Raw genomic sequence first — 22,424 nt, forward strand, 5'->3', positions numbered from 1 at the left:
TGCTCCAGCTCTGACGCCGTACAGATGCAGTGTCCATGCCCTTGTCCGAGCGGTTCGGACGCCCCCTCACCTGAACGGTTCATAAATCTCGCGTCAGCCGGACCAGCGTTTCACGATCGGTCACGGAGACGTCGCCCGCGGTCCGGGCGGACCGTGCGCATCCGCCGGGAGATTCCCCGCTCCGCCCCCCCACTCGACGGTTCCCCACCGGCCCGGCCGGTTCTCCCACCGTCTCGAAGGAGTTCGCAAGATGACCACCACCCTCTCGGAACGGACCTCCCAGTCCGCCTTCGACGGATCAAGGCTGCGGGTCATCCTGCTGCTTGACCTGCACGACGGCGCCCAGAAGCAGTTCCTGGAGGCGTACGAGCACATGCGCAACCAGGTCGCCTCGATCCCGGGACACATCAGCGACCAGCTGTGCCAGTCCATCGAGAACCCGTCCCAATGGCTCATCACCAGCGAGTGGGAGAGCGCACCGCCCTTCCTCGCCTGGGTCAACAGCGAGGACCACGTCGCCACGGTCCAGCCCCTGCACAGCTGCGTGCGCGACACCCGTTCGCTGCGCTTCAGCGTCCTGCGCGAGACCGGAGCGGCCTTCGAGGAGAGCTTCGAGCCCCTCAAGGGCGGTCTCCAGGCCGCGCCCCGCCTCGGGGACGGGGTGGTGCGCCACGCGCTGACCTTCACCGTCAAGCCGGGCACCGAGGAGATCGTCGCGAAGATCCTCGCCGACTACGACTCCCCGCAGGCCCGGGTCGACGAGCACACCCGGCTGCGCCGCACCTCGCTCTTCATGCACGGCAACCGGGTGGTGCGCGCGGTCGAGGTCGAGGGCGACCTCCTCGCGGCCCTGCGCCACGTCTCCCGGCAGCCCGAGGTCCGGGCCGTCGAGGAGGCGATCAACCCGTACCTGGAGCAGGACCGCGACCTGGCCGACCCCGACTCCGCCCGGATGTTCTTCACCCGAGCGGCCCTGCCCACCGTCCACCACGTGACGACGGGCCGCCACGCAGCCGGGGAGCGCAAGCGCCACGCGCTCTTCTACCAGGCCAAGGAGGGCTGCGGAATGGCGCTCGCCCGCCTCCTCGCGGAGCACGACGAGGAGGAGGCCGACAACGCCGGCAGCCCCATCGAGAGCAGCACGATCTTCCAGCGCGACGACATCGTGGTCCGTCTGCTGGAGGTGGGCGGCCCGCTCGACGCACAGCCCGCCAAGGCCCTCGGCATCCACGGCCCCGGCAAGGCCGCCCGGCTCGCCCGCCTCCTCGACGGCGAGGCGAACGCCGTGCCGACGAGCGACGACGACGCCGCACGCTTCCTCGCCCGGTCCGAGATGAAGCTGATCACCGACCGCCGCGCCGCGGAGTCCTGAGCCACGCTCGGCACTCCGGGGGTTCTCGCTCAACCCGTCGACACAACGCGCCAAGCGCCAGGAGGAAAGCACTCATGACCATGCACCGGCCACGCATCGTGGACCTCAGTGAGACCCAGCCCAACACCAGGCGCGGGGGTGACCTGCGAGCCCTTCTCACCCCGACGGCCGTGGGCGCCACCAGCGGCTTCATGGGGCTGGCCATCATTCAGCCCGGCGACCGCATCGCGGAGCACTACCACCCGTACTCGGAGGAGTTCGTCTACGTCGTGGACGGGCTGCTCGAAGTGGACCTGGACGGCGAGCCGTACGCGATGCGACGCGACCAGGGGCTGCTGATTCCCCTGAACGTACGCCACCGCTTCCGCAACGTCGGTGACGTAGAGGCCCGCATGGTCTTCCACCTCGGTCCGCTGGCCCCCCGCCCGGAGCTCGGCCACGTCGACACCGAGGCCACCGAAGCCGCCGAGCGGGGCGCGCCGCCAGAACGAACCGAGGCCGCTTCATGACCCGGCGGGTGGCCGTCACCGGCGTCGGCGTCGTCGCCCCGGGCGGCATCGGCACCCCGGCCTTCTGGGACCTCCTCTCCAACGGCCGCACCGCGACCCGGGGCATCACCCTCTTCGACCCGGCCGGCTTCCGGTCCCGGATCGCCGCCGAGTGCGACTTCGACCCGGTGGCGTACGGGCTGGACGAGGAGGAGATCGCCCGCTCGGACCGCTATGTGCAGTTCGCGATGGTGGCCGCCCGTGAGGCGCTCGCCGACGCGGGCCTCGACCCGGAGCGCACCGACCCGTGGCGCATGGGCGTCTCGCTCGGCACGGCGGTCGGCGGAACCACCCGGCTGGAGCACGACTACGTCGCCGTCAGCGGCAGCGGAGCGCGCTGGGACGTCGACCACCGTCCGGCCGGACCCCATCTGGAGCGGGCCTTCTCACCCAGCTCGCTGGCCTCGGCCGTCGCCGAACAGGTCGGCGCGCACGGGCCCGTGCAGACCGTCTCGACCGGCTGCACCTCCGGCCTCGACGCGATCGGCTACGCCTTCCACTCCATCGAGGACGGCCGTGTCGACGTGTGCATCGCCGGCGCGTCCGACTCGCCGATCACCCCGATCACCGTGGCGTGCTTCGACGCGATCAAGGCGACGTCGGCCAACAACGAGGACCCGGAGCACGCCTCCCGGCCCTTCGACTCCCGCCGCGACGGCTTCGTGATGGGAGAGGGCGGCGCCGTACTCGTCCTGGAGGAGCTGGAGCACGCCCGGGCCCGCGGTGCGACGGTGTACTGCGAGATCGCCGGCTACGCGACCTTCGGCAACGCCTACCACATGACCGGGCTGACCCCGGAGGGCCTGGAGATGGCCGAGGCCATCAACAGCGCGCTCGGGCACGCCGGGATCGCCCCCTCGGAGATCGACTACGTCAACGCGCACGGCTCGGGCACCAAGCAGAACGACCGGCACGAGACCGCCGCGGTGAAGCGGGCGCTCGGCGCGCACGCCCACGACGTACCGATGAGCTCCATCAAGTCGATGGTGGGCCACTCGCTCGGGGCGATCGGCGCGATAGAGATCGCCGCCTGCGTGCTCGCCCTGGTCCACCAGACGGTTCCGCCGACGGCCAACTACGAGTCGCCGGACCCCGAGTGCGACCTCGACTACGTGCCGCGCACCGCACGTCCGCTGAAACTGCGCAGCGTCCTGTCGGTCGGCAGCGGATTCGGTGGATTCCAGTCCGCGGTGGCCCTGACCCGAAGCGGTGGGAGGACCCCATGAGCACCCGAAAGGGCCGGCAGCCCCGGCAGACGGTAGTCACCGGCATCGGCGTCGTCGCCCCCAACGGCACGAACACCGAGGCCTTCTGGAAGCGGACGCAGGAGGGCCTGAGCGTCCTGGACCGGGTCAGCCGCGAAGGCTGCGAGGACCTGCCGCTGCACGTGGCCGGCGAGGTGCGGGGCTTCGACCCCGTCTCGCTGATCGAGGAGCGCTACCTCGTCCAGACCGACCGGTTCACGCACTTCGCGATGGCCGCGGCCGACATGGCCCTGGACGACGCCCGGCTGGGCCGCGCCGACTACGAGGACAAGCCGTTCGGCGTGGGCGTGGTCACCGCGGCCGGTTCCGGCGGCGGCGAGTTCGGCCAGCGCGAACTGCAACGGCTGTGGGGCCAGGGTTCCAAGTACGTCGGCCCCTACCAGTCGATCGCCTGGTTCTACGCGGCCAGCACCGGCCAGATCTCCATCCGCGGCGGCTTCAAGGGGCCGTGCGCGGTGGTGGCCAGCGACGAGGCCGGCGGCCTCGACGCCCTGGCGCACGCCGACCGGTCCGTCCGGCGCGGCACCGACGCCGTGGTGGTCGGCGCGGCCGAGGCCCCGCTCGCGCCCTACTCCGTCGTCTGCCAGCTCGGCTACCGCGACCTGAGCCCCGCCGAGGACCCGACGCGGGCCTACCGCCCGTTCACCGCGGACGCCTGCGGATTCGTGCCCGCCGAGGGCGGCGCGATGTTCGTCGTCGAGGAGGCGGAGTCGGCCCGGGAGCGCGGCGCCCGGATCCGGGCCGAACTGGCCGGTCACGCCGCCACGTTCACCACCGCGATGCGCTGGGAGGAGTCCCGCGAGGGACTCGCCCACGCCATCACGGGCGCGCTGCGCGAGGCCGGCTGCGCACCCGAGGAGATCGACGTGGTCTTCGCGGACGCGCTCGGTGTCCCCGAGGCCGACCGGGCCGAGGCGCTGGCACTGGCCGACGCCCTCGGCGCGCACGGCCGGCGGGTCCCGGTCACCGCGCCCAAGACCGGGATCGGGCGGGCCTACTGCGGCGCCCCCGTCCTGGACGCCGCCGCCGCCGTCCTCGCCATGGAGCACGGCCTGATCCCGCCCACGCCCAACGTCTTCGAGGTGTGCCACGACCTCGACGTGGTCATGGGCCGGGCCCGCCCCGCCGAACTGCGCACGGCCCTCGTGCTCAGCCGCGGCCTCATGGGCTCGAACGCGGCGATGGTGCTGCGGCGCCCCGCGTGAGCCCCCACCGACACCCCTCGTGAGAAGGAGAAGTGCCTCATGACCGACCGACTGACCTACGAAGAGCTGGCCGTCCTGATGAAGAAGGGCGCCGGACTGACCGTCGACCCCAAGGAGATGGAGAACCGGTCCGCGGCCGCCTTCGACGAGTTCGGCCTCGACTCGCTGGGGCTCCTCGGCATCGTCGGCGTACTGGAGAACCGGCACGGGCAGCCGCTGCCGGCCGACGCCGACCGCTGCAAGACCCCGCGCGAGTTCCTCGACCTCGTGAACAACAGCCTGATGACAGGAGCCTGAAGTGTCCGGACACACCGAGAACGAGATCGTCATCGCCGCCCCCCTGGACCTGGTCTGGGACATGACGAACGACCTGGAGAACTGGCCCGCGCTGTTCAGCGAGTACGCCGCGGTCGAGGTCATCGAGCGGGACGGCGAGCGGACCACCTTCCGCCTGACGATGCACCCCGACGAGAACGACAAGGTGTGGAGCTGGGTCTCCGAGCGCACCACCGACCGGCGCGGGCGCCAGGTCAGGGCCCGTCGTGTCGAGCCCGGCCCGTTCCAGCACATGGACATCCACTGGGAGTACTCCGAGGTCCCCGGCGGCACCCGCATGCACTGGGCGCAGGACTTCGCGATGCGCCCCGACGCCCCGGTCGACGACGCGTGGATGACCGACAACATCAACCGCAACTCCCGCGTCCAGATGGAGCTCATCCGGGACAAGATCGAGCAGCGTGACCGCGAGCGCCGGACGGCCTCCGTCCCGGCCAACTGACGTACCGTCCGCCGACGGTCCGGCCGCCCGGCCCCCGGCCGGGTACCGGACCGGGTCCCAGAAAGGCATCACCCGATGCACCACGCTCTGATCGTCGCCCGGATGGCGCCGGAGTCGGCGCCGGACATCGCCGAACTGTTCGCCGCCTCCGACAGCAGCGAGCTGCCGCACCTGGTCGGCGTCACCCGGCGCAAGCTCTTCCAGTTCGGCGACGTCTATCTGCATCTGATCGAGTCCGAGCGCCCGCCGGGCCCGGAGATCGCCAAGGTGACCGAGCACCCGGCGTTCAAGGACATCAGCGACCGGCTCACCGCGTTCGTCAGCCCCTACGACCCGCAGACGTGGCGGGGACCCAAGGACGCGATGGCGCAGGAGTTCTACCGGTGGGAGAGCGACACCACCGCGTGACGAGGAAGACCGCCCCGGGTCCGGCCACAAGGCCGGACCCGGGGCGGTTTCCGTACTGCCCGCAGCGGACGGGTCAGTCCGGCACCACGCACTCGAAGGCGTGCAGATACGGGTTGACCGGCCGGATCTCGCCGATCAGCAGCCCGGCGTCGGACAGCCGCTCGACCAGGCTCTGCCGGGTGTGCTTGGCACCGCCGACGTTCAGGAGCAGCAGCAGGTCCATGGCGGTGGTGAACCGCATCGAGGGCGTGTCGTCGACGAGGTTCTCGATGACGACGACCCGGGCCCCGGGACGCGCCGCGGCGACGACGCTGCGCAGCGCCCGGCGGGTGCTGTCGTCGTCCCACTCCAGGATGTTCTTGATGATGTAGAGATCGGCGGCGACGGGGATGCCCTCACGGCAGTCACCGGCCACGATGCTCGCCCGGCCTGCCAGCGAACCGCCGTCGCGCAGCCGCTCGTCGGCCCGGGCCACCACACCCGGCAGGTCCATCAGGGTGCCGCTGACCGACGGGTGCTTCTCCAGCAGGCTCGCCAGCACGTGCCCCTGGCCGCCGCCGATGTCCGCGACGGCGGACACCCCGGTGAGGTCGAGCAGAGCGGCGACGTCCAGCGCGGACTGCACGCTGGAGGTCGTCATGGCCTGGTTGAACACCTGGGCCGACTCGTGGGCGTCCTGGTGGAGGTAGTCGAAGAACTCCTTGCCGAACACGTCCTCGAAGACGTTGCCACCGGTGCGCACCGCGTCGTCCAGCCGGGGCCAGACCTCCCACGTCCAGGGCTCGGTGCACCACAGGGAGATGGCCCGCAGGCTGTTCGGGTCGTCCTCGCGCAGCAGCCGGGACATGTCGGTGTGGGCGAAGGTGCCGTCCGCGTGCTCGGTGAAGATGCCGTAGCAGGACAGGGCGCGCAGCAGCCGCTGAAGCGGCACGGGCTCGGTCTTCACCACGGCGGCCAGTTCGGCCGCGGTGGCCGGCTGGTCGCCCAGCGCGTCGGCGACGCCTAGGCGGGCCGCGGCGCGCACGGCGGCGGAGCGGGCGGCGCCGAACACGATCTCGCGCAGCCGCATCGCGGGCTGCGGGGTGGGAACGGGCTGGACGGGTGTGGTGGTGGGGGTGGTGCTCACGGTGGTCATACCGTCTCGCTTCTCCTTGTGCGGGGGGACACCGGTCAGCACATCCCGGCCGGTGCGGAGGTGGTGCAGACATTGCCGGTGAAGCGGTTGCCCGTGCCGGTGTCCTTGTTGGCCAGGTCCGCCGGCTGGTTGCCCGTCACCACGTTGCCGCTGATGGTGTTGTCCGTGTTCTTCGCTCCGACGAAGCTCTTGAACAGCACGACGCCGCCCGAGAACGGCGTGGCACCCACGTTGTCGCGGATCACGTTGGAGCGCACCTGGGTGGTCTCGGCGCCGGTGAGCACGATTCCGGAGCCCTGCATCGCGGGCAGCCGCTCGGTGGCGGCGCAGAACTTGTTGTTCCCGGTGATCCGGTTGGACCGGATGGTCATGGCGCCGGCCTTCGGCGTGCCCTCGTCGCCCACGACGTTCACGCCGCTGCAGTTGGCCGTGAACGTGTTGTCGCTGACCGTCATGTTGCGCACGCGGCGGGCGGTGAGCCCGATCCGGTTGTCGGTGAGCGTGTTGCCACGGACCCGGGTGCCGAGGGTGTCTGAGGCGCCGCCCTCCTCGTCGACGCTGTTGGCGATGAAGACGCCCGCGTCGCCGTTGGCGCGGACCGTGCTGTCACGGATGTCGGAGCGGGTGGAGCGCTGCTGGGCGATGCCCCAGATGCCGTTGGACCTGGACGTCACCGAGCGGACCTCGAGCCGGTCCGTCCAGGACGCCCAGACGCCGCTCCGGGTGAAGCCCGAAACGGTCAGGGACCGCAGGGACACGCCGTCCACGGTGTTGCGTGCGGTGCCCAGGACGCAGATGCCGTTGCCGGCCTTCGCGCAGGCGTTGTCCGGCTGCGACCCGCTCGCGCCCGGCTCGATGACCGTACGGCTGCCGGAGCCGCGCAGGGTCAGTCCGGGCGTGGTGATCAGCACGCTCTCCCGGTAGGTGCCGGGACGGACGACGATGGTGTCGCCGGGCCGCGCGGCATCCACCGCTGCCTGGATCGACTGGCCCGGGCGTACCACGTGGCCGCTCGCGGCGGCGGCCGGGACGACAGGCGCGAGCGCGCCGAGTCCGGCGGCCGAGGCGGCTGCGATGCTCACGAGGCTGGTGATGTGTCGTTTCCTCATGAGCCGAAGCTATGGGCGATCACCCCCCGATGCCACGCAGGGTGTCCGGTTGGACACGGGGCGTGCCCGAATGGCTTACGGGCATGCCACGGCCCCGCGCCCGTCATGGACGCGGGGCCGTGCACTCGGGTGATTCGGGCCGGGCCGCCTCAGCCGGCGGCCGGGCCGGCGGGTGCGACGACGGATCGGGCCCACCGGTAGTCCGCCTTGCCGCTGGGGGACCGCTGGATCTGCGGGGCGATCACCAGACGGCGCGGGATCTTGTAGCCGGCGAGCCGGGTCCGGCAGTGCGCCTGGACATCGTCGAGCGAGGGCGCGTCGGCGCCGTCCCGCAGCTGCACCACGGCGGCGACCTGATTGCCCCAGCGCTCGTCGGGGGCGCCCGCCACCAGTGCGTCGTACACATCCGGGTGGGACTTCAGCGCCTGCTCGACCTCCTCCGGATACACCTTCTCGCCCCCGGTGTTGATGCACTGCGAACCCCGGCCGAGCACCGTGACGACGCCCTCCGCGTCGACGGTCGCCATGTCGCCGAGCAGCACCCACCGCTCGTCGCCCCGCTGGAAGAACGTCTCGGCGGTCTTGTCCGGGTCGTTGTAGTAGCCGAGCGGTACGTGGCCGCGCTGGGCGATGCGGCCCGGCTGCCCCGGAGTCACCAGCTCGTACGTCGACGGGTCCACCACCGCCGTACGGGCGTTCATCCGGATCCGGAATCCGTTCTTCGGTCCGGAGTCGTCGGTCGCGGTGCCGTTGAAGCCGGACTCGGACGAGCCGAAGTTGTTCAGCAGCATCACATGGGGCACCAGCGCCTGGAACTCCGCCCGCACCGAGTCGGACATGATCGCGCCCGAGCTGGAGACGGAGAACATCGACGAGCAGTCGGTGCCCTTCAGCGGTCCCTTCAGCGCGTCGATCAGTGGCCGCAGCATCGCGTCGCCCACCAGCGACACGCTGGTGACCTTCTCCTTCTCGATCGTACGGAGGACCTCGTGCGGCACGAACTTGCGGTGGACGACGACCCGCTGTCCGAAGTTGAAGCCGATGAACGCCGTGAGCGTCGAGGTGCCGTGCATCAGCGGGGGAGTGGGGAAGAAGGTGATGCCCTCGCCGCCCGCGGCCACCCGCTCGGCCAGCTCCTGCGGGGTCTTGACCGCATCACCGGTCGGCGCGCCACCGCCGAGCCCGGAGAAGAACAGGTCCTCCTGGCGCCACATCACCCCCTTGGGCATGCCCGTGGTGCCGCCCGTGTAGATGATGAACTGGTCGTCGGCGGAGCGCGGCGGGAAGCCGCGCCCGGGGTCCCCGGCCGCCTCCGCCTCGGCGTAGGCGACGGCCTCCGGCCCGGTCGTCCCGTCCGCCGATGCGCCCACCCGGACCAGATGGCGCAGGAGCGGCGCCTGCGGTGCGGCGGCCGCGACCCGCTCGTCGAACTCGGCGTCGAAGACCAGCGCCGCCAGATCCGCGTCGCGGTAGAGGTAGACCAGCTCCTCCTCGACGTACCGGTAGTTGACGTTGACCGGCACGACGCGCGCCTTCAGGCAGGCCAGCACGGTCTGGAGGTACTCGATGCCGTTGTACAGGTGCAGGCCGAGGTGTTCGCCGGGTGCGATGCCCGCCTCGATGAGGTGGTGGGCGATGCGGTTGGCCGCGGCGTCGAGCTCCGCGTAGGTGAGCCGGCGCTCGGCGCCCGTCCCGGGATGGTCGAGGTAGACCAGCGCCTCACGATCCGGGACAGCGTCGACGACCGATTCGAACAGGTCGGCAAGGTTGTACTCCACCGTTCCTCCTGACCCCGGTTGCTGAGTGGCCCGGCGGTCATTAGAGCGCCCACCGCCACAAGTGGGAAGAGGGCCCGGCGAAGAAATCTGACTCCCTGTCAGAAAACTATTGAACTGCCCTCCCGCTTACTGCAACCTGTTCTAGCCTTGAGACGGGAGACAGACCATGGGCGGTACGGAACACCTCACCGTGCAGCGCGAAGGCGCCACACTGGTGCTCACCTTGAACAGGCCCGAGAGCAAGAACGCGCTCTCGCTGCCGATGCTGGTCGGCCTGTACGACGGCTGGCTCGCCGCGGACGAGGACGAGGAGGTCCGCTCCGTCGTCCTCACCGGAGCCGGCGGCTGCTTCTGCGCCGGCATGGACCTCAAGGCCCTCGCGGGCGGCGGCATGGAGGGCGAGCAGTACCGGGACCGGATGACGGCCGACCCCGATCTGCACTGGAAGGCGATGCTGCGCCACCACCGCCCCCGCAAACCCGTGATCGCCGCCGTCGAGGGCCACTGCGTGGCGGGCGGCACCGAGATCCTCCAGGGCACCGACATCCGCATCGCCGGGGAGAGCGCCACCTTCGGCCTCTTCGAGGTCCGGCGCGGCCTCTTCCCCATCGGCGGCTCCACCGTGCGGCTGCCGCGCCAGATCGCCCGCACCCACGCCCTGGAGATGCTGCTCACCGGCCGCCCCTACACGGCGGACGAAGCGGCCCGCATCGGACTGATCGGCCGGGTCGTGCCCGACGGCACCGCACTGGAGGCGGCCCTCGCCGTCGCCGAGCAGATCAACGCCTGCGGACCGCTCGCCGTCGAGGAGGTCAAGGCATCGGTCTACGAGACCGCGGAGATGACCGAGACCGAAGGCCTCGCCGCCGAACTGAAGCGCGGCTGGCCCGTCTTCGCCACCGCCGACGCCAAGGAGGGCGCCCGCGCCTTCGCCGAGAAGCGCCCGCCCGTGTACCGGCGGGCCTGAAACAAGGAGGCACCCGTGCCCGACGTCCTCAGCGCACCGCTGGTGGTCGAATTCCCCTTCACCCGCTCCCTCGGCCCCGTCCAGAGCGCCTTCCTCACCGGGCTGCGCGAACGCACCGTGCTCGGCGTCCGGACCTGCGACGGCAAGATCCTGGTCCCGCCCGTCGAGTACGACCCCGTCACCGCCGAGGAGATCCGGGACCTGGTCGAGGTCGCGGCCACCGGCACGGTCACCACCTGGGCCTGGAACCCGCACCCCCGCCGCGACCAGCCGCTCGACACCCCCTTCGCCTGGGTGCTCGTCCGCCTCGACGGCGCCGACACCGCACTCCTGCACGTCCTGGACGCACCCGGACCCGATGCCGTCCGCACCGGAATGCGCGTCCGCGTCCGCTGGGCCGAGTCCCGCACCGGCGCCATCACGGACATCGCCTGCTTCGAGCCGTACGAGGGCGAGCCGGGCCGAGCGGCCCCGCACGACGGCGAGTTCGCTGACCCCGTCACCGGCATCGTCACCCCCGCACGCCTCGACTACACCTACTCGCCGGGCCGCGCCCAGAGCGCCTACCTGGAGGCCCTGGCCGGCAGGCGCGTCGTCGGCGAACGCTGCCCGTCCTGCCGCAAGGTGTACGTTCCGCCCCGCGGCGCCTGCCCCACCTGCGGCGTCGCCACCACCGAACGGGTCGAGGTCGGGCCGCGCGGCACCGTCACCACCTTCTGCGTCGTCAACATCAAGGCGAAGAACCTCGACATCGAAGTCCCCTACGTCTACGCGCACATCGCCCTCGACGGCGCGGACCTCGCCCTGCACGCCCGGATCGGCGGCATCCCGTACGACCAGGTGCGGATGGGGCTGCGCGTCGAGCCCGTATGGACCGAGGGCAGCCGTCACCCCGACCACTACCGGCCCACCGGCGAACCGGACGCCGACTACGACGCGTACAAGGAGCTGCTGTAGATGCGAGACGTAGCGATCGTCGCCTTCGCGCAGACCGACCACCTGCGGCGCACCGACGAACTCTCCGAAGTCGAGATGCTGATGCCCGTCCTGCACCAGGTCCTCGACGCGACGGGCCTCAGGACCAGCGACATCGGCTTCACCTGCTCGGGCTCCAGCGACTACCTCGCCGGCCGGGCCTTCTCCTTCACCATGGCCCTCGACGGCGTGGGCGCACACCCGCCGATCTCCGAGTCCCATGTGGAGATGGACGGCGCCTGGGCCCTGTACGAGGCCTGGGTGAAGATCCAGACCGGCGAGGCGGACACCGCCCTCGTGTACGCCTACGGGAAGTCCTCGCCAGGCCAGGTGCGCGACGTCCTCACCCGGCAGCTCGACCCGTACTACACCGCCCCGCTGTGGCCCGACTCCGTCGCCCTCGCCGCCCTCCAGGCCCAGGCGCTGATCGACGCGGGCGACACCGACGAGGCGGCGCTCGCCGCCGTCGCCACCCGCAGCCGCACGGACGCGTCGGACAACCCGCACGCCCAGCTCAGCGGCGCCGTCCCGGCCGGCGACTACCTCGTCCAGCCCCTGCGGACCGGCGACTGCCCGCCCATCGGCGACGGCGCGGCCGCCGTCGTTCTCGCCGCCGGGGACACCGCACGGGCCCTCTGCGCCCGGCCCGCCTGGATCCGCGGCATCGACCACCGCATCGAGGCCCACGGGCTCGGGGTGCGCGAACTCACCGAGTCACCGTCGACCCGGCTCGCCGCCGAACGCGCCGGGGTCTTCGAACGACCGGTGGACACAGCCGAGTTGCACGCCCCCTTCAGCTCCCAGGAAGTGGTGCTGCGCAAGGCGCTCGGCCTGGGCGACGAGGTCAGGGTCAACCCGTCTGGCGGCGCGCTGGCCGCCAACCCGGTGATGGCCGCGGGGCTGATCCGCCTCGGCGAGGCCGCCGCCCGTATCCACCGAGGCGAGTCCGACCGGGCGCTCGCCCACGCCACGTCCGGCCCGTGCCTCCAGCAGAACCTGGTCGCCGTCCTCGAAGGGGAGAGTGCTCATGCCTAAGGAGCCCGTGGCCGTCGTAGGCGTCGGCCAGACCAAACACGTCGCCGCCCGCCACGACGTCTCCCTCGCGGGTCTCGTCCGCGAAGCCGCCGTGGCCGCCCTCCAGGACGCCGGGCTGACCTGGGCGGACATCGACGCCGTCGTCATCGGCAAGGCGCCCGACTTCTTCGAGGGCGTGATGATGCCGGAGCTCTACCTCGCCGACGCCCTCGGCGCGGTCGGCAAACCCATGCTCCGGGTCCACACCGCGGGTTCCGTGGGCGGTTCGACCGCACTCGTCGCCGCGAACCTCGTCGCCGCCCGAGTCCACCGCACGGTCCTCACCCTGGCCTTCGAGAAGCAGTCGGAGTCCAACGCGATGTGGGGCCTCTCGCTCCCCATCCCGTTCCAGCAGCCGCTCCTGGCGGGCGCCGGCGGCTTCTTCGCCCCGCACGTGCGCGCCTACATGCGGCGGACCGGGGCGCCCGACACCGTCGGCTCCCTCGTCGCGTACAAGGACCGGCGCAACGCGCTCAAGAACCCGTACGCGCACATCCACGACCCGGACCTCACCCTGGAGAAGGTCCAGGCGGCGCCCATGCTCTGGGACCCCATCCGCTACTCGGAGACCTGCCCGTCCTCCGACGGGGCCTGCGCGATGATCCTCACCGACCGGGCGGGAGCCGACCGGTCACCGCACCCGCCCGCCTGGGTGCACGGCGGCGCGATGCGCAGCGAACCGACCCTGTTCGCCGGCAAGGACTTCGTCTCGCCGCAGGCCGGGAAGGACTGCGCGGCCGACGTCTACCGGCAGGCCGGGATCACCGACCCGCGCCGGGAGATCGACGCCGTCGAGATGTACGTGCCCTTCTCCTGGTACGAACCGATGTGGCTGGAGAACCTCGGCTTCGCCGACGAGGGCGAGGGCTGGAAACTCACCGAGGCCGGAGTCACCGAACTCGACGGCGACCTTCCGGTCAACCCCTCGGGCGGGGTGCTCTCCACCAACCCCATCGGCGCCTCCGGCATGATCCGCTTCGCCGAGGCCGCCCTCCAGGTACGGGGACGGGCGGGGGAGCACCAGGTGGAGGGCGCCCGCCGGGCGCTGGGCCATGCGTACGGCGGCGGCGCCCAGTTCTTCTCCATGTGGCTCGTCGGCGCCGAACCCCCCACCGGCTGACCCGCCCACCCTCCCGGACAGGCCGCACCCACCACGCTCCGCGGCCTGTTCGGGACCGCCCATCGTGGCTAGGCTCTTCCCGGCCGCACCGGACGAGCGGAAGGAGCCGACGTGGCTCGCAGGACGACGCCCCAGCGGCCCTTCGCCGGCTGGGACAAGGCGGAGGTCGACCTCGACAACGCCCGTTGGCGTTCCGGCAGTCGGGGCATCGGAGACGTCCAGATCGCCTTCGTCGAGGGCTTCATCGCGATGCGTAACGCCGGGCGGCCTGCCAGCCGCCCGCTGGTCTTCAACCCGCTGGAATGGCGCGCGTTCGTCGTGAACGCGAGGCACGGTGAGTTCGACGGAGGGACGCCGGGGCGCGGTGCGGCACGGGGGTGAGCGCTTCGCCCACCCCTGGGAAACCGACGATCCGAGGTAGCCCGGTGGTCAGCGCTTGATGCGGCTGCGCAGCGCGAGGACCGCCAGTGCGAGCAGGACGGGCTCGGTGAAGCGGCTGACCATCTCCGTGTACGTGCCCCAGGTGGTCAGGTCCTGGCCGCTGGCGCGGAACACCACGGAGTTCAGCACCACCTGCACGGCCTTGTCGGCGCGCTCCCCGGTGAACCGGTCACCGACCGGCAACGTCAGCCGAGGGTCTTCCTTGTCCACGGTCAGCGTCACCTGCCCGCCGCCGGCGGGCACCGTCCCCGTGGCCACCTGCTCGGGTGAGGAGTCGGGCAGGCCGAGTCCCATCATGAGCACGACGGTGGCGGCCACCGCCACCAGCAGCCAGCCGAGTGCCCGCGAGGCGCGCAGGCCGTATCCGGAGAGCAGCCAGTACCCCCACAGCAGGAACCGTTCACCGGCCGTGGTGTCGGCGCGGTCGTGGCGGCGCATCTCCATCTCGCCGTAGTAGAAGTCGGCCGCGCCCGGCTCGTTCTTGCCGTCCTCGAACGCCTTGCGCAACTGCCTGTAGAGCGTGGCCACGTCCTCCGGGTCGGGGGTGAGGTCCGGGTCGGGGTGGTGGGGGCCGGTGCGCCAGGTCCGGGGCGAGGGCGGCCGGCCGGCCGGAGGGGCGGGTTGGCCCGCGGTCTGCGCGCGCCAGTGGTGCTCCTCGGCCAGGGTGCGTCGGCGGCTCCACCGGTGCGGCCACAGGACGTGGCGGCGGTGAAGGCCGGTGGGTGTGGGGGCGAAGGTGCAGCGTCCTTCCAGGCGGAGCTGATCGAGGTGGAAGGCCCCGGTGAACAGACAGTCGGCCAGGTCGATGTCCGTCAGCACCAAGTGCGCGGCATCCACTCCCCGCATCGAGGCCATCCGGACTCCGGCCCGGGAGCCTGCCAGCAGGTTCTCGTCCACCACCGCCGAGTGGGGGCCGGTCACGAACCGTGTGTGATGCGTGGTGACCGCCAGGGGGAACAGCAGCACGGCGTGGCTGAGATCCACGGCCGCGAAGCGCAGGCGCAGGGTCGCCGTGGACTCCCAGCGCGTCCGCTCGCAGCGCACGGCCTTCGCCGCGATCTCCCACGTCACCGGCGTGTCGAACACCGCGCCGGACATGTCCACCGTGCCCGCACACGTCAGCGGCCCGAAGTGCGCGGTCAGCGGGAACCGCGCCTCGCTGAATTCGGCGTCCCGGGAGAAACGCGCCCCACCGAACTCGGCGTCCTCCGCGAACCGCGCCTTGTAGAACGTGGCGACTCCCGCGAACCGCGTGTCGCTGAACCGAGCCGGTCCGGAGAACTGCACCTCATCGAATCCGGCTGTGCCGAGCACACGTGCTCCGTGGAAATTCGCCGTGCTGGAGAACTTCGCGGCCTCGAATTCGGCGTGTTCCGAGAGCTCCACTCCGTCGAAACTCGCGAAGTTCGCGAAGTTCGCTCCGGCGAACGAAATCCTTCCGGAGGCCCGCATGGCACTGAAGCTCGTGAGGCCCCCGAACGACGCCCCATCGAACCATGCGGTGTCTCCCAGGAACTGGGCCTGGTCGAACACGGTCAGATCGAGGAACGTCGCCCCGTCGAAGTCGGTGTCGCCGCCGAACCGTGTCCGACGGAAGGTGCCGCTCATGGCGAACTCCGCCCCGGAGAAACTTGCCTGGGCGGCGAACCGGGCGTGGAGGAATGCGGCAGGGCCGGCGAACCTCGCCCGGCGGAATCCGGCGTCGCCTAGGAACTCCGCCGTGTCGAACGTCGCCTCTCCGGTGAACTCCGCGCCGTCGAACCTGGCGTCGCCCGAGAACAGTGTCCGGTCGAAGCATGCGTCACGGGTGAACTGCGCTCCCCTGAAGTCCGCGACGCCGGTGCGGTTCGTGGAACCGGCGGGATCGTGAAGGGCGTTGAGGAGCGAGGCGAGGAGCGGCCCGGCGAAGACGGTGTTCCGGTGGTCGATGTCGGCGCCGGGAGTCAGACCCGCGAGGTACGCGTCGCGCCCGGCGTCGGTGACATGCGCCAGGCACCTCGTGTGACCGGGGACGAGAGTGCCGGGGCACCCCGCGAAATCGGCACCGAGGTTGACGCCGTAACCGCAGACCCGCTGCGGGGTGGGGGCCGGAGTGGGACTCATGGCGGCAACTCCCGGGGCGTGTCGACCGATGGCGGGCAGGGGGCCGTCCGACCGTCGAGCCCCCGAGCGGCGCAGCCTAGCGAATCGGCCCCGGCTCGCGAGCGGGGCCGGGGCATCGCGGTTCGCCGTGCGGGCCGCCGCCGGCCTTCGGTGACCGTGCCCGTACGGCCCGCCTTCGCGGGCGGCGCCGCGCACCATGGGTAGCGTGGTGTGCGTGACAGGTGAGAAAGATCTTCGGGTCCTGCTGAGCAACCTGCGTCCGGAGCTGCACCCGGGGCGCTACGTCTACGCGGCCGCGCCCGGCGGCGTCGTGCCCGACGGTGTCGTCCCCGTCGTCACGGTCCTGGAGGGCGAAGGGCTCACACTCGTGCTCCCCGAGGCGGACGCGGCGGCGGCCGGGCTCACCGCCGCCGACTATCCGGCCGCCTGGATCACTCTCCGTGTTCACTCCGCGCTGGCGGCCGTCGGGCTGACCGCCGCCGTCTCGCTCGCCCTGACCGACGCGGGCATCAGCTGCAACGTGGTGGCCGGACTCCACCACGACCACCTCTTCGTCCCGTACGACCGGGCGGACGAGGCCGTCGCCGTCCTGGAGGCGCTGGCCGCCGAGTCCGGCGCCGGGTGACCCGGAGGCGGGCCCCGGCGGATCAGCGCGGAGACCGCGGCGGCCCGTCCGGGCCCGGCTCGGCGAGGTGGACCCGGACACGTAACATGTCTGCATGTCCTTCCTCCGCCGCCGTAGCGCCGCCACACCCGCGGGCCCCGACTTCGACGTCCTGGCCATGGACCCGGGCGACTGGCCCGGAAACCTCGGCGCCGGTCTGCTGCCCGCTCCCGACGGGAGCTGTCAGGGCGTCTTCCTGCGCTACGACCTGTTCGGCGGCCGCGGCCCGGCGATGATCATCGGCAACCTCCCGGAGGGCTCGCCCGCCCGCGAGACCGAGGAGGGCCAGGTCCCCTTCGAGGTCGCCCAGCTGCTGCTCGCGCTGGAGAACGACGAGCCGGTCGAGGTCACCGGCACCGAGGACATGCCCGTCATGCAGGGCGACAACCTGCTGATCGTCCGCCGCGTGAAGCTCTCCGAGAGCCGGATCTCCTGCGTGCAGTTCGACCGCAGCGACGGCGTGCTCGTCACCATCGCGAGCTGGGACCGGCCGATCACCGACGACCTGTACACCCTTCTGAAGCCGCTGCCCGCGGAGCTCTTCCAGCAGGGCTGAGCCGGGCGGCGCACGCCGGGCGGCCGCACACTGCCCGGCCCGGCGGCGCCATTTCCGTTCCACATACACACGGCCTCCTCTCGGGAGGCCGTTTTGTCATGCCCCTTGTCGAGGCAGTCGTCGGACCTCTAGCGTCCTCGGCATGACTTCAGGGATGACGCGACGCACCACAGTGAAGACAGTGATCGGCGCAACAGGCGCCCTGGCGCTGGGAGTTCCTGCTCTCGCCGGTGAGGCGGCCGCGGCCGTTACCTCCGATGAATCGGTGAAGAGGCGACGAATGGCGGAGGTACCGAACCCGGTACTCAGTTACCGTGCGCCCGCCGCCGACTGGGAGCGCGAATCCCTGCCGATCGGCGGCGGGGCCCTGGGCGCGAGCGTCCATGGCACGCTCGCCTCCGAGCTCCTCACCCTCAACGAGAAGACGCTGTGGACCGGTGGCCCCGGTTCGGCCGGAGGCTACGACTTCGGTAACTGGACCGCCCCCAGGCCAGGCGTCCTCACTGGAGTGCAGGAGCGGCTCGACAGCGAGGGCGGCCTGGGCCCCGAGGCCGTGGCCGCCGAACTCGGGCAGCCGCGCCGCGGCTACGGCGCCTACCAGGTCCTCGGGGAACTGCACCTCGACGTGCCCGGAGCGCCCGCCGCCCCCGACGCCTCCTACCGGCGCGGGCTGGACCTGCGCACCGCCCTCGCGTCCGTCGCCTACACCCACGAAGGGGTCGCCCACACCCGGGAGTTCTTCGTCTCCCACCCCGGCTCCGTCATCGCCGGACGACTGGCCGCCGACCGGCCGGGACAGGTGACGTTCACCCTGCGCTACACCTCACCGCGCAACGACTTCACCGCCTCCGCCGACGGTGACCGGATCACCGTGCGCGGCGCCCTCCAGGACAACGGCCTGCGCTTCGAGGCCCAGATCCGGGTGCGGGCCACCGGTGGCAACGTCACCGCCGGTGCCGACGGGAGCCTCACCGTCACCGGCGCCGACAACGCCTGGTTCCTCCTCGCCGCGGGCACCGACTACGCCGACACGTACCCCGCCTACCGCGGCGAGGACCCCCACGCCACTGTCACGGCCGCCGTCGACGCCGCCGCGGCGACCTCGTACGAGAGCGTCCGCGACACCCACGTGAACGACCACCGCACCCTGTTCGACCGGGTCGCCCTCGACATCGGCCAGCAGCTCCCCGACGTACCCACCGACCAGCTGCTCAGCGGCTACACCGGAGGCACCGCCCCCGCGGACCGGGCGCTGGAGGCGCTCTTCTTCCAGTACGGCAGATACCTGCTGATCGCCTCCTCGCGGGCCGGCTCACTGCCCGCCAACCTCCAGGGCGTCTGGAACAACTCCACCACCCCGCCCTGGTCCGCCGACTACCACAGCAACATCAACCTCCAGATGAACTACTGGCTCGCCGAGGCCACCAACCTCGCCGAGACGACCGCACCGTACGACCGCTATGTCGAGGCGATGCGCGAACCCGGCCGCCGGACCGCGCGGGAGATGTTCGGGACCGAGGGCTGGGTCGTGCACAACGAGACCAACCCGTACGGCTTCACCGGCGTCCACGACTGGGCCACCTCGTTCTGGTTCCCCGAGGCCGCCGGCTGGCTCACCCAGCAGATGTACGAGCACTACCGCTTCAGCGGCTCCACCGACTACCTGCGCACCACCGCCTACCCGGCGATGAAGGAGGCCGCCGAGTTCTGGCTGGCCAACCTGCGCACCGACCCGCGCGACGGCCTCCTCGTCGTCACTCCGAGCTACTCGCCCGAGCACGGCGACTTCACCGCCGGGGCCGCGATGTCCCAGCAGATCGTCCACGACCTCCTCACCAACACCCTGGAGGCCGCCGGCACCCTCGGTGACTCCGCCGCCTTCCGCAGCCGTCTCGAAACGGCTCTCGACCACCTCGACCCCGGGCTGCGCATCGGGTCGTGGGGGCAGCTCCAGGAGTGGAAGACCGACCGGGACGACCAGGCCGACGATCACCGCCACGTCTCCCACCTCTTCGGCCTCCACCCCGGCCGCCAGATCGAAGCCGGCAGCAACTGGGCCGAGGCCGCCAAGGTCTCCCTGGGCGCCCGCGGCGACGGCGGCACCGGCTGGTCCAAGGCCTGGAAGATCAATTTCTGGGCGCGGCTGCGGGACGGCAGCCACGCCCACAAGATGCTCTCCGAACAGCTGAAGAGCTCCACCCTGCCCAACCTCTGGGACACCCACCCGCCGTTCCAGATCGACGGCAACTTCGGTGCCACATCGGGCGTCGCCGAGATGCTGCTGCAGAGCCAGCACGACGTCGTCGAGATCCTCCCCGCCCTCCCCGCCGCCTGGCCGGCCGGGTCGGTACGCGGGCTGCGCGCCCGGGGCGGGTTCACCGTCGACATCGAATGGGCCGGCGGGCAGGCCCGCCGCGCGGTGATCACGGCGAGCCGAACCCGCGAACTGACCGTCCGCAGCACGCTGTTCGCGAGCGGCGAGAAGGTCATCAGGGCGCAGGCGGGGGAGAGCTACACACTGACCCCCGAGGGCTGAGCGAACAGCGAGGTCACCCGCGCCGCCGAGGTGCCGAGCCCCGTGGGACCGCCCAGGTGCCACGGGGCCGCGGTGCCCCGCCGCAGATCCTCCTCGCGGTAGCGCCTGCAGCCCCGGTGCCAGATCAGAATGCCCGCGATCCAGTGCTTCAGCTCCTGGACGTAACCGGCGAGGACCTCCCGCGCCTCGGCGTCCAGGCCGAAGTCGTCGTACAGCACCGGCAGTTCGTTCTCGGCGACGTGCAGGAACTGACGCAGCCGCGACTTCATCAGGTCGTACACGATCTCCATCGCGGTCGGGTAGTCGACCCCGAAGAAGTTCTGCACCACCAGGACGCCGTTGTGCACCTCACCCTCGTACTCGATCTCCTTCTGGTACGAGAAGAGGTCGTTGAGCAGCGCGGCGTAGTCGGCGGCCGCGTTCTCCAGGGAGCGCAGCGGGCCGCTCTCGTAGATCTCCGGCGGCACCCTCCTGCCGTGCCCGAGCCGGCACAGGCTCATCGTCAGGTCCGAGCCGAACGTCATACGCCGCATCTCGACGTAGTCCACCGGGTCGGGAATCCGGTTCTGCGCCTGGTTCGCCAGCTCCCAGAGCCAACTGGCCGTCATGTCCTCGATCGAGGTGCGGAACGCGCGCCGGCCGCTGTCGTCCAGCGGCGCGGCGGTGCGCTCCCAGAGGTCGCCCAGGCCCCGTTCCAGCGCGTTGACGGGTTCGGGCGGCGCGGACCCGTCCAGCGGCATGAAGAGCGACAGCCGCTCGTTCGCGAGACGGGCCCCCGTCAGGTCCCGGGTGCGGCCGTGCACCACCGGGAACCAGTCGTCGCCGTACGTCCCCCACGCCAGCCACTGCGAGGACAGGTCGAGTTCGTCCGGTGTGGCGTCCGGATGGATGCCCGCCGCGCACAGCGGAAGGTCGATCGCCAGCAGCCGCTCCTCGTCCCAGATGTGCGAGCCGGGCACCCCGGGCTGCGCTTCGAGGATGCCCATCCGGTCCGCCCAGTCGACGATCCGGGTCCGGGCGCCGCCCAGATGCGGACTCAGGGTGGTGCCGAACGGGAGGTCGAAGTCGGGCAGCAGGGACGGGCCGACCCGCTGATGCGGCAGATGGGTCAGGCTGCGCAGCCTGGCGGACTCCGAACGCGGTGTGAAGCGGATCGACGCGGCGGACATGCCGAAGCCCGGAGCGGCCTGCGCGGCCCCGCCGTCGTTCATGTAGCGGCTGGAGCGCATGTGCCACTCATGGCCGCCGGACTGCCAGTCCTGCAGCCCCTTGACGTACGCCAGCACGGCCGCGGTCCCGGCCGGGTCGAGGCCTTTGCCGGCGCAGAGCGGGCCCAGTTCGGTCAGCGCGGTGTTCTCGAACTGCTGGAGCCGCGAGGTCAGCAGATCGTTCACCGCCTCCGCCGCCTCCTGGGTCGAGCAGCCGAGGAAGTGTTCGAGGACCAGGACTCCATTGCTGTTCTCGCCCTCGTCCTCGACCTCCCGCTGGTACGAGAAGAGGTCGTTGCGCAGATGGACGCCGTCGGAGAACGCGTCGCGCAGGACGCGCAGCGCCCGCTCACCGGCCACCGCCTCGGGGACCTCCGCCCCGGCCGCGTACTCCACCAGCCCCGCCGACCAGGGCGCACCGCCCACCTTGCGGCGCATCTCGATGTACTCGACGGGGTTCGCGATGCGGCCCTCGTTGATGTTGGCGAGCTCCCACAGCGACTCGTTCAGCAGGTTCTTCGTCGCCTCGGCGAACCGCGTCCGCCACGCGTCCGACATGGCGGGCACCGTCCGCGCCCACAGATCCGCCAGCCCCGCCTCGACCGGGTTGGCCGGCTCCGGCGTCGGCGCACCACGCTCCATCGGCATGAACGCGGGCAGCCTGTCCAGATACGCCTTGCCGCCCTCCCGGTCCGGGGTGCGCTTGAACAGCTCCAGGAAGTGGTCGTCGAAGAAGAAGACCCACACGTACCAGTCGGTGACGAGCGACAGGGCCTCGGCCGAGCAGTCGGGGTGGGTGTAGGCACACAGCAGCGCGTAGTCGTGGGAGTCGAGGTCCTTCTCCTCCCAGATACCGGACCCCTCCAGCATCCCTATGGCCCGCGCCCACGTCTTCGTGTGCTGTCGTGCCTCCTCCACATGCGGGTTGAGGCGCGCCGGGTAGGGCACGTAGAAGTCCGGCAGGGTGAAGGGCTGTGCCATGTGCGTCAGGCCTTTCGGTGAGCCTCCGCGTGCACGTCACGCGGTTCGGTGGTGTCCGCGCGAGCACTACCCTTCGGCCGTTCGAGGCACGCGCGGCGGCCATTAATCACACCAGGAGTACGCCCGTTCGAGGGATGCCGGCCGGTCGCACCGCCGGTCCGCCGCTGCGTAAAACTCCGGTAACGCGGCACCGCCAGAATC

Annotated in this window: 20 protein-coding genes; 15 read left to right on the plus strand and 5 right to left on the minus strand. The window is 71.4% G+C overall.

The genetic code is table 11. The features are described 5' to 3' along the window. Nucleotides 1-250: 250 nt before the first annotated feature. The 7 genes from OG521_36580 (at nt 251) to OG521_36610 (ending at nt 5,576) form a co-directional block, all read left to right on the plus strand. On the plus strand, nt 251-1,372 hold the full coding sequence (locus OG521_36580) for an antibiotic biosynthesis monooxygenase (protein ID WUW25985.1): 1,122 nt from the start codon (nt 251-253) through the stop codon (nt 1,370-1,372). 74 nt (nt 1,373-1,446) lie between these two features. Then, nucleotides 1,447-1,881, plus strand: a complete 435-nt coding sequence (locus tag OG521_36585; protein WUW25986.1) for a cupin domain-containing protein — start codon at nt 1,447-1,449, stop codon at nt 1,879-1,881. Beyond that, nucleotides 1,878-3,146, plus strand: a complete 1,269-nt coding sequence (locus OG521_36590; protein WUW25987.1) for a beta-ketoacyl-[acyl-carrier-protein] synthase family protein — start codon at nt 1,878-1,880, stop codon at nt 3,144-3,146. Before OG521_36585 ends, OG521_36590 begins: the two co-directional genes overlap by 4 nt. Continuing rightward, nucleotides 3,143-4,390 (plus strand): ketosynthase chain-length factor, encoded by a 1,248-nt coding sequence (locus OG521_36595; GenBank protein WUW25988.1) that lies wholly within the window; start codon nt 3,143-3,145, stop codon nt 4,388-4,390. The genes OG521_36590 and OG521_36595 overlap by 4 nt, the downstream gene beginning before the upstream one ends. A 39-nt stretch (nt 4,391-4,429) precedes the next feature. Further along, complete coding sequence (locus OG521_36600; GenBank protein ID WUW25989.1) at nt 4,430-4,687, plus strand: acyl carrier protein; 258 nt, start codon at nt 4,430-4,432, stop codon at nt 4,685-4,687. A gap of 1 nt (nt 4,688) precedes the next feature. Then, nucleotides 4,689-5,168, plus strand: coding sequence for an SRPBCC family protein (locus OG521_36605; GenBank protein ID WUW25990.1), 480 nt, complete (start codon nt 4,689-4,691; stop codon nt 5,166-5,168). A 75-nt stretch (nt 5,169-5,243) separates the two neighbouring features. Then, the gene (locus OG521_36610; protein WUW25991.1) at nt 5,244-5,576 is read left to right on the plus strand and encodes a TcmI family type II polyketide cyclase; all 333 of its coding nucleotides are present in this window, start codon (nt 5,244-5,246) and stop codon (nt 5,574-5,576) included. Nucleotides 5,577-5,649: 73 nt separating this feature from the next. Here the strand turns inward: OG521_36610 and OG521_36615 are convergent, their stop codons facing one another. The 3 genes from OG521_36615 to OG521_36625 form a co-directional block, all read right to left on the minus strand. Next, nucleotides 5,650-6,711 carry a methyltransferase gene (locus OG521_36615; protein WUW25992.1) on the minus strand — a complete coding sequence of 354 codons (1,062 nt, stop codon included), beginning with the start codon at nt 6,709-6,711 and terminating at the stop codon, nt 5,650-5,652. A 35-nt stretch (nt 6,712-6,746) separates the two neighbouring features. Then, complete coding sequence (locus tag OG521_36620; protein ID WUW25993.1) at nt 6,747-7,820, minus strand: right-handed parallel beta-helix repeat-containing protein; 1,074 nt, start codon at nt 7,818-7,820, stop codon at nt 6,747-6,749. A gap of 149 nt (nt 7,821-7,969) precedes the next feature. Next, nucleotides 7,970-9,598 carry an acyl-CoA synthetase gene (locus OG521_36625; protein ID WUW25994.1) on the minus strand — a complete coding sequence of 543 codons (1,629 nt, stop codon included), beginning with the start codon at nt 9,596-9,598 and terminating at the stop codon, nt 7,970-7,972. 166 nt (nt 9,599-9,764) lie between these two features. Here OG521_36625 and OG521_36630 point away from each other — a divergent pair, with 166 nt between their 5' ends. The 5 genes from OG521_36630 to OG521_36650 all read left to right on the plus strand — a co-directional run bounded on the left by OG521_36630 (nt 9,765) and on the right by OG521_36650 (nt 14,115). After that, on the plus strand, nt 9,765-10,565 hold the full coding sequence (locus tag OG521_36630; GenBank protein ID WUW25995.1) for a crotonase/enoyl-CoA hydratase family protein: 801 nt from the start codon (nt 9,765-9,767) through the stop codon (nt 10,563-10,565). Between the two features lie 15 nt (nt 10,566-10,580). Further along, on the plus strand, nt 10,581-11,522 hold the full coding sequence (locus tag OG521_36635) for an OB-fold domain-containing protein (protein WUW25996.1): 942 nt from the start codon (nt 10,581-10,583) through the stop codon (nt 11,520-11,522). Then, nucleotides 11,523-12,575: a thiolase domain-containing protein gene (locus tag OG521_36640; GenBank protein ID WUW25997.1), complete on the plus strand. Its 1,053-nt coding sequence runs from the start codon at nt 11,523-11,525 to the stop codon at nt 12,573-12,575. Beyond that, nucleotides 12,568-13,734: a thiolase domain-containing protein gene (locus tag OG521_36645; protein ID WUW25998.1), complete on the plus strand. Its 1,167-nt coding sequence runs from the start codon at nt 12,568-12,570 to the stop codon at nt 13,732-13,734. The genes OG521_36640 and OG521_36645 overlap by 8 nt, the downstream gene beginning before the upstream one ends. Before the next feature lie 111 nt (nt 13,735-13,845). Next, nucleotides 13,846-14,115: a DUF397 domain-containing protein gene (locus OG521_36650; GenBank protein ID WUW25999.1), complete on the plus strand. Its 270-nt coding sequence runs from the start codon at nt 13,846-13,848 to the stop codon at nt 14,113-14,115. 48 nt (nt 14,116-14,163) lie between these two features. Here the strand turns inward: OG521_36650 and OG521_36655 are convergent, their stop codons facing one another. Continuing rightward, complete coding sequence (locus tag OG521_36655; GenBank protein WUW26000.1) at nt 14,164-16,278, minus strand: pentapeptide repeat-containing protein; 2,115 nt, start codon at nt 16,276-16,278, stop codon at nt 14,164-14,166. Nucleotides 16,279-16,492: 214 nt separating this feature from the next. On the opposite strand from OG521_36655, the gene OG521_36660 reads away from it, so the two are divergent. The 3 genes from OG521_36660 to OG521_36670 all read left to right on the plus strand — a co-directional run bounded on the left by OG521_36660 (nt 16,493) and on the right by OG521_36670 (nt 20,034). Next, nucleotides 16,493-16,903 (plus strand): ACT domain-containing protein, encoded by a 411-nt coding sequence (locus OG521_36660; protein ID WUW26001.1) that lies wholly within the window; start codon nt 16,493-16,495, stop codon nt 16,901-16,903. 94 nt (nt 16,904-16,997) lie between these two features. Beyond that, entirely contained in the window at nt 16,998-17,498 is a 501-nt protein-coding gene (locus OG521_36665) for a hypothetical protein (protein WUW26002.1), read from the plus strand. A gap of 280 nt (nt 17,499-17,778) precedes the next feature. Beyond that, entirely contained in the window at nt 17,779-20,034 is a 2,256-nt protein-coding gene (locus tag OG521_36670; protein ID WUW26003.1) for a glycoside hydrolase family 95 protein, read from the plus strand. Here the strand turns inward: OG521_36670 and OG521_36675 are convergent. After that, nucleotides 20,010-22,223 carry a germacradienol/geosmin synthase gene (locus OG521_36675; GenBank protein ID WUW26004.1) on the minus strand — a complete coding sequence of 738 codons (2,214 nt, stop codon included), beginning with the start codon at nt 22,221-22,223 and terminating at the stop codon, nt 20,010-20,012. The two genes, OG521_36670 and OG521_36675, sit on opposite strands and share 25 nt — an antisense overlap. Between the last annotated feature and the right edge of the window lie 201 nt (nt 22,224-22,424).

It is taken from the genome of Streptomyces sp. NBC_01463 (assembly GCA_036227345.1).
In the GTDB taxonomy this organism is placed as follows: Bacteria; Actinomycetota; Actinomycetes; order Streptomycetales; family Streptomycetaceae; genus Streptomyces.

What these genes read in the sequence shown, in the direction of transcription:
- OG521_36580 (WUW25985.1), top strand. Translation starts at nt 251, where the DNA reads ATGACCACCACCCTCTCGGAACGGACCTCCCAGTCCGCCTTCGACGGA.
- OG521_36585 (WUW25986.1), top strand. Translation starts at nt 1,447, where the DNA reads ATGACCATGCACCGGCCACGCATCGTGGACCTCAGTGAGACCCAGCCC.
- OG521_36590 (WUW25987.1), top strand. Translation starts at nt 1,878, where the DNA reads ATGACCCGGCGGGTGGCCGTCACCGGCGTCGGCGTCGTCGCCCCGGGC.
- OG521_36595 (WUW25988.1), top strand. Translation starts at nt 3,143, where the DNA reads ATGAGCACCCGAAAGGGCCGGCAGCCCCGGCAGACGGTAGTCACCGGC.
- OG521_36600 (WUW25989.1), top strand. Translation starts at nt 4,430, where the DNA reads ATGACCGACCGACTGACCTACGAAGAGCTGGCCGTCCTGATGAAGAAG.
- OG521_36610 (WUW25991.1), top strand. Translation starts at nt 5,244, where the DNA reads ATGCACCACGCTCTGATCGTCGCCCGGATGGCGCCGGAGTCGGCGCCG.
- OG521_36615 (WUW25992.1), bottom strand. Translation starts at nt 6,711, where the DNA reads ATGACCACCGTGAGCACCACCCCCACCACCACACCCGTCCAGCCCGTT.
- OG521_36620 (WUW25993.1), bottom strand. Translation starts at nt 7,820, where the DNA reads ATGAGGAAACGACACATCACCAGCCTCGTGAGCATCGCAGCCGCCTCG.
- OG521_36630 (WUW25995.1), top strand. Translation starts at nt 9,765, where the DNA reads ATGGGCGGTACGGAACACCTCACCGTGCAGCGCGAAGGCGCCACACTG.
- OG521_36640 (WUW25997.1), top strand. Translation starts at nt 11,523, where the DNA reads ATGCGAGACGTAGCGATCGTCGCCTTCGCGCAGACCGACCACCTGCGG.
- OG521_36645 (WUW25998.1), top strand. Translation starts at nt 12,568, where the DNA reads ATGCCTAAGGAGCCCGTGGCCGTCGTAGGCGTCGGCCAGACCAAACAC.
- OG521_36655 (WUW26000.1), bottom strand. Translation starts at nt 16,278, where the DNA reads ATGAGTCCCACTCCGGCCCCCACCCCGCAGCGGGTCTGCGGTTACGGC.
- OG521_36665 (WUW26002.1), top strand. Translation starts at nt 16,998, where the DNA reads ATGTCCTTCCTCCGCCGCCGTAGCGCCGCCACACCCGCGGGCCCCGAC.
- OG521_36670 (WUW26003.1), top strand. Translation starts at nt 17,779, where the DNA reads ATGGCGGAGGTACCGAACCCGGTACTCAGTTACCGTGCGCCCGCCGCC.
- OG521_36675 (WUW26004.1), bottom strand. Translation starts at nt 22,223, where the DNA reads ATGGCACAGCCCTTCACCCTGCCGGACTTCTACGTGCCCTACCCGGCG.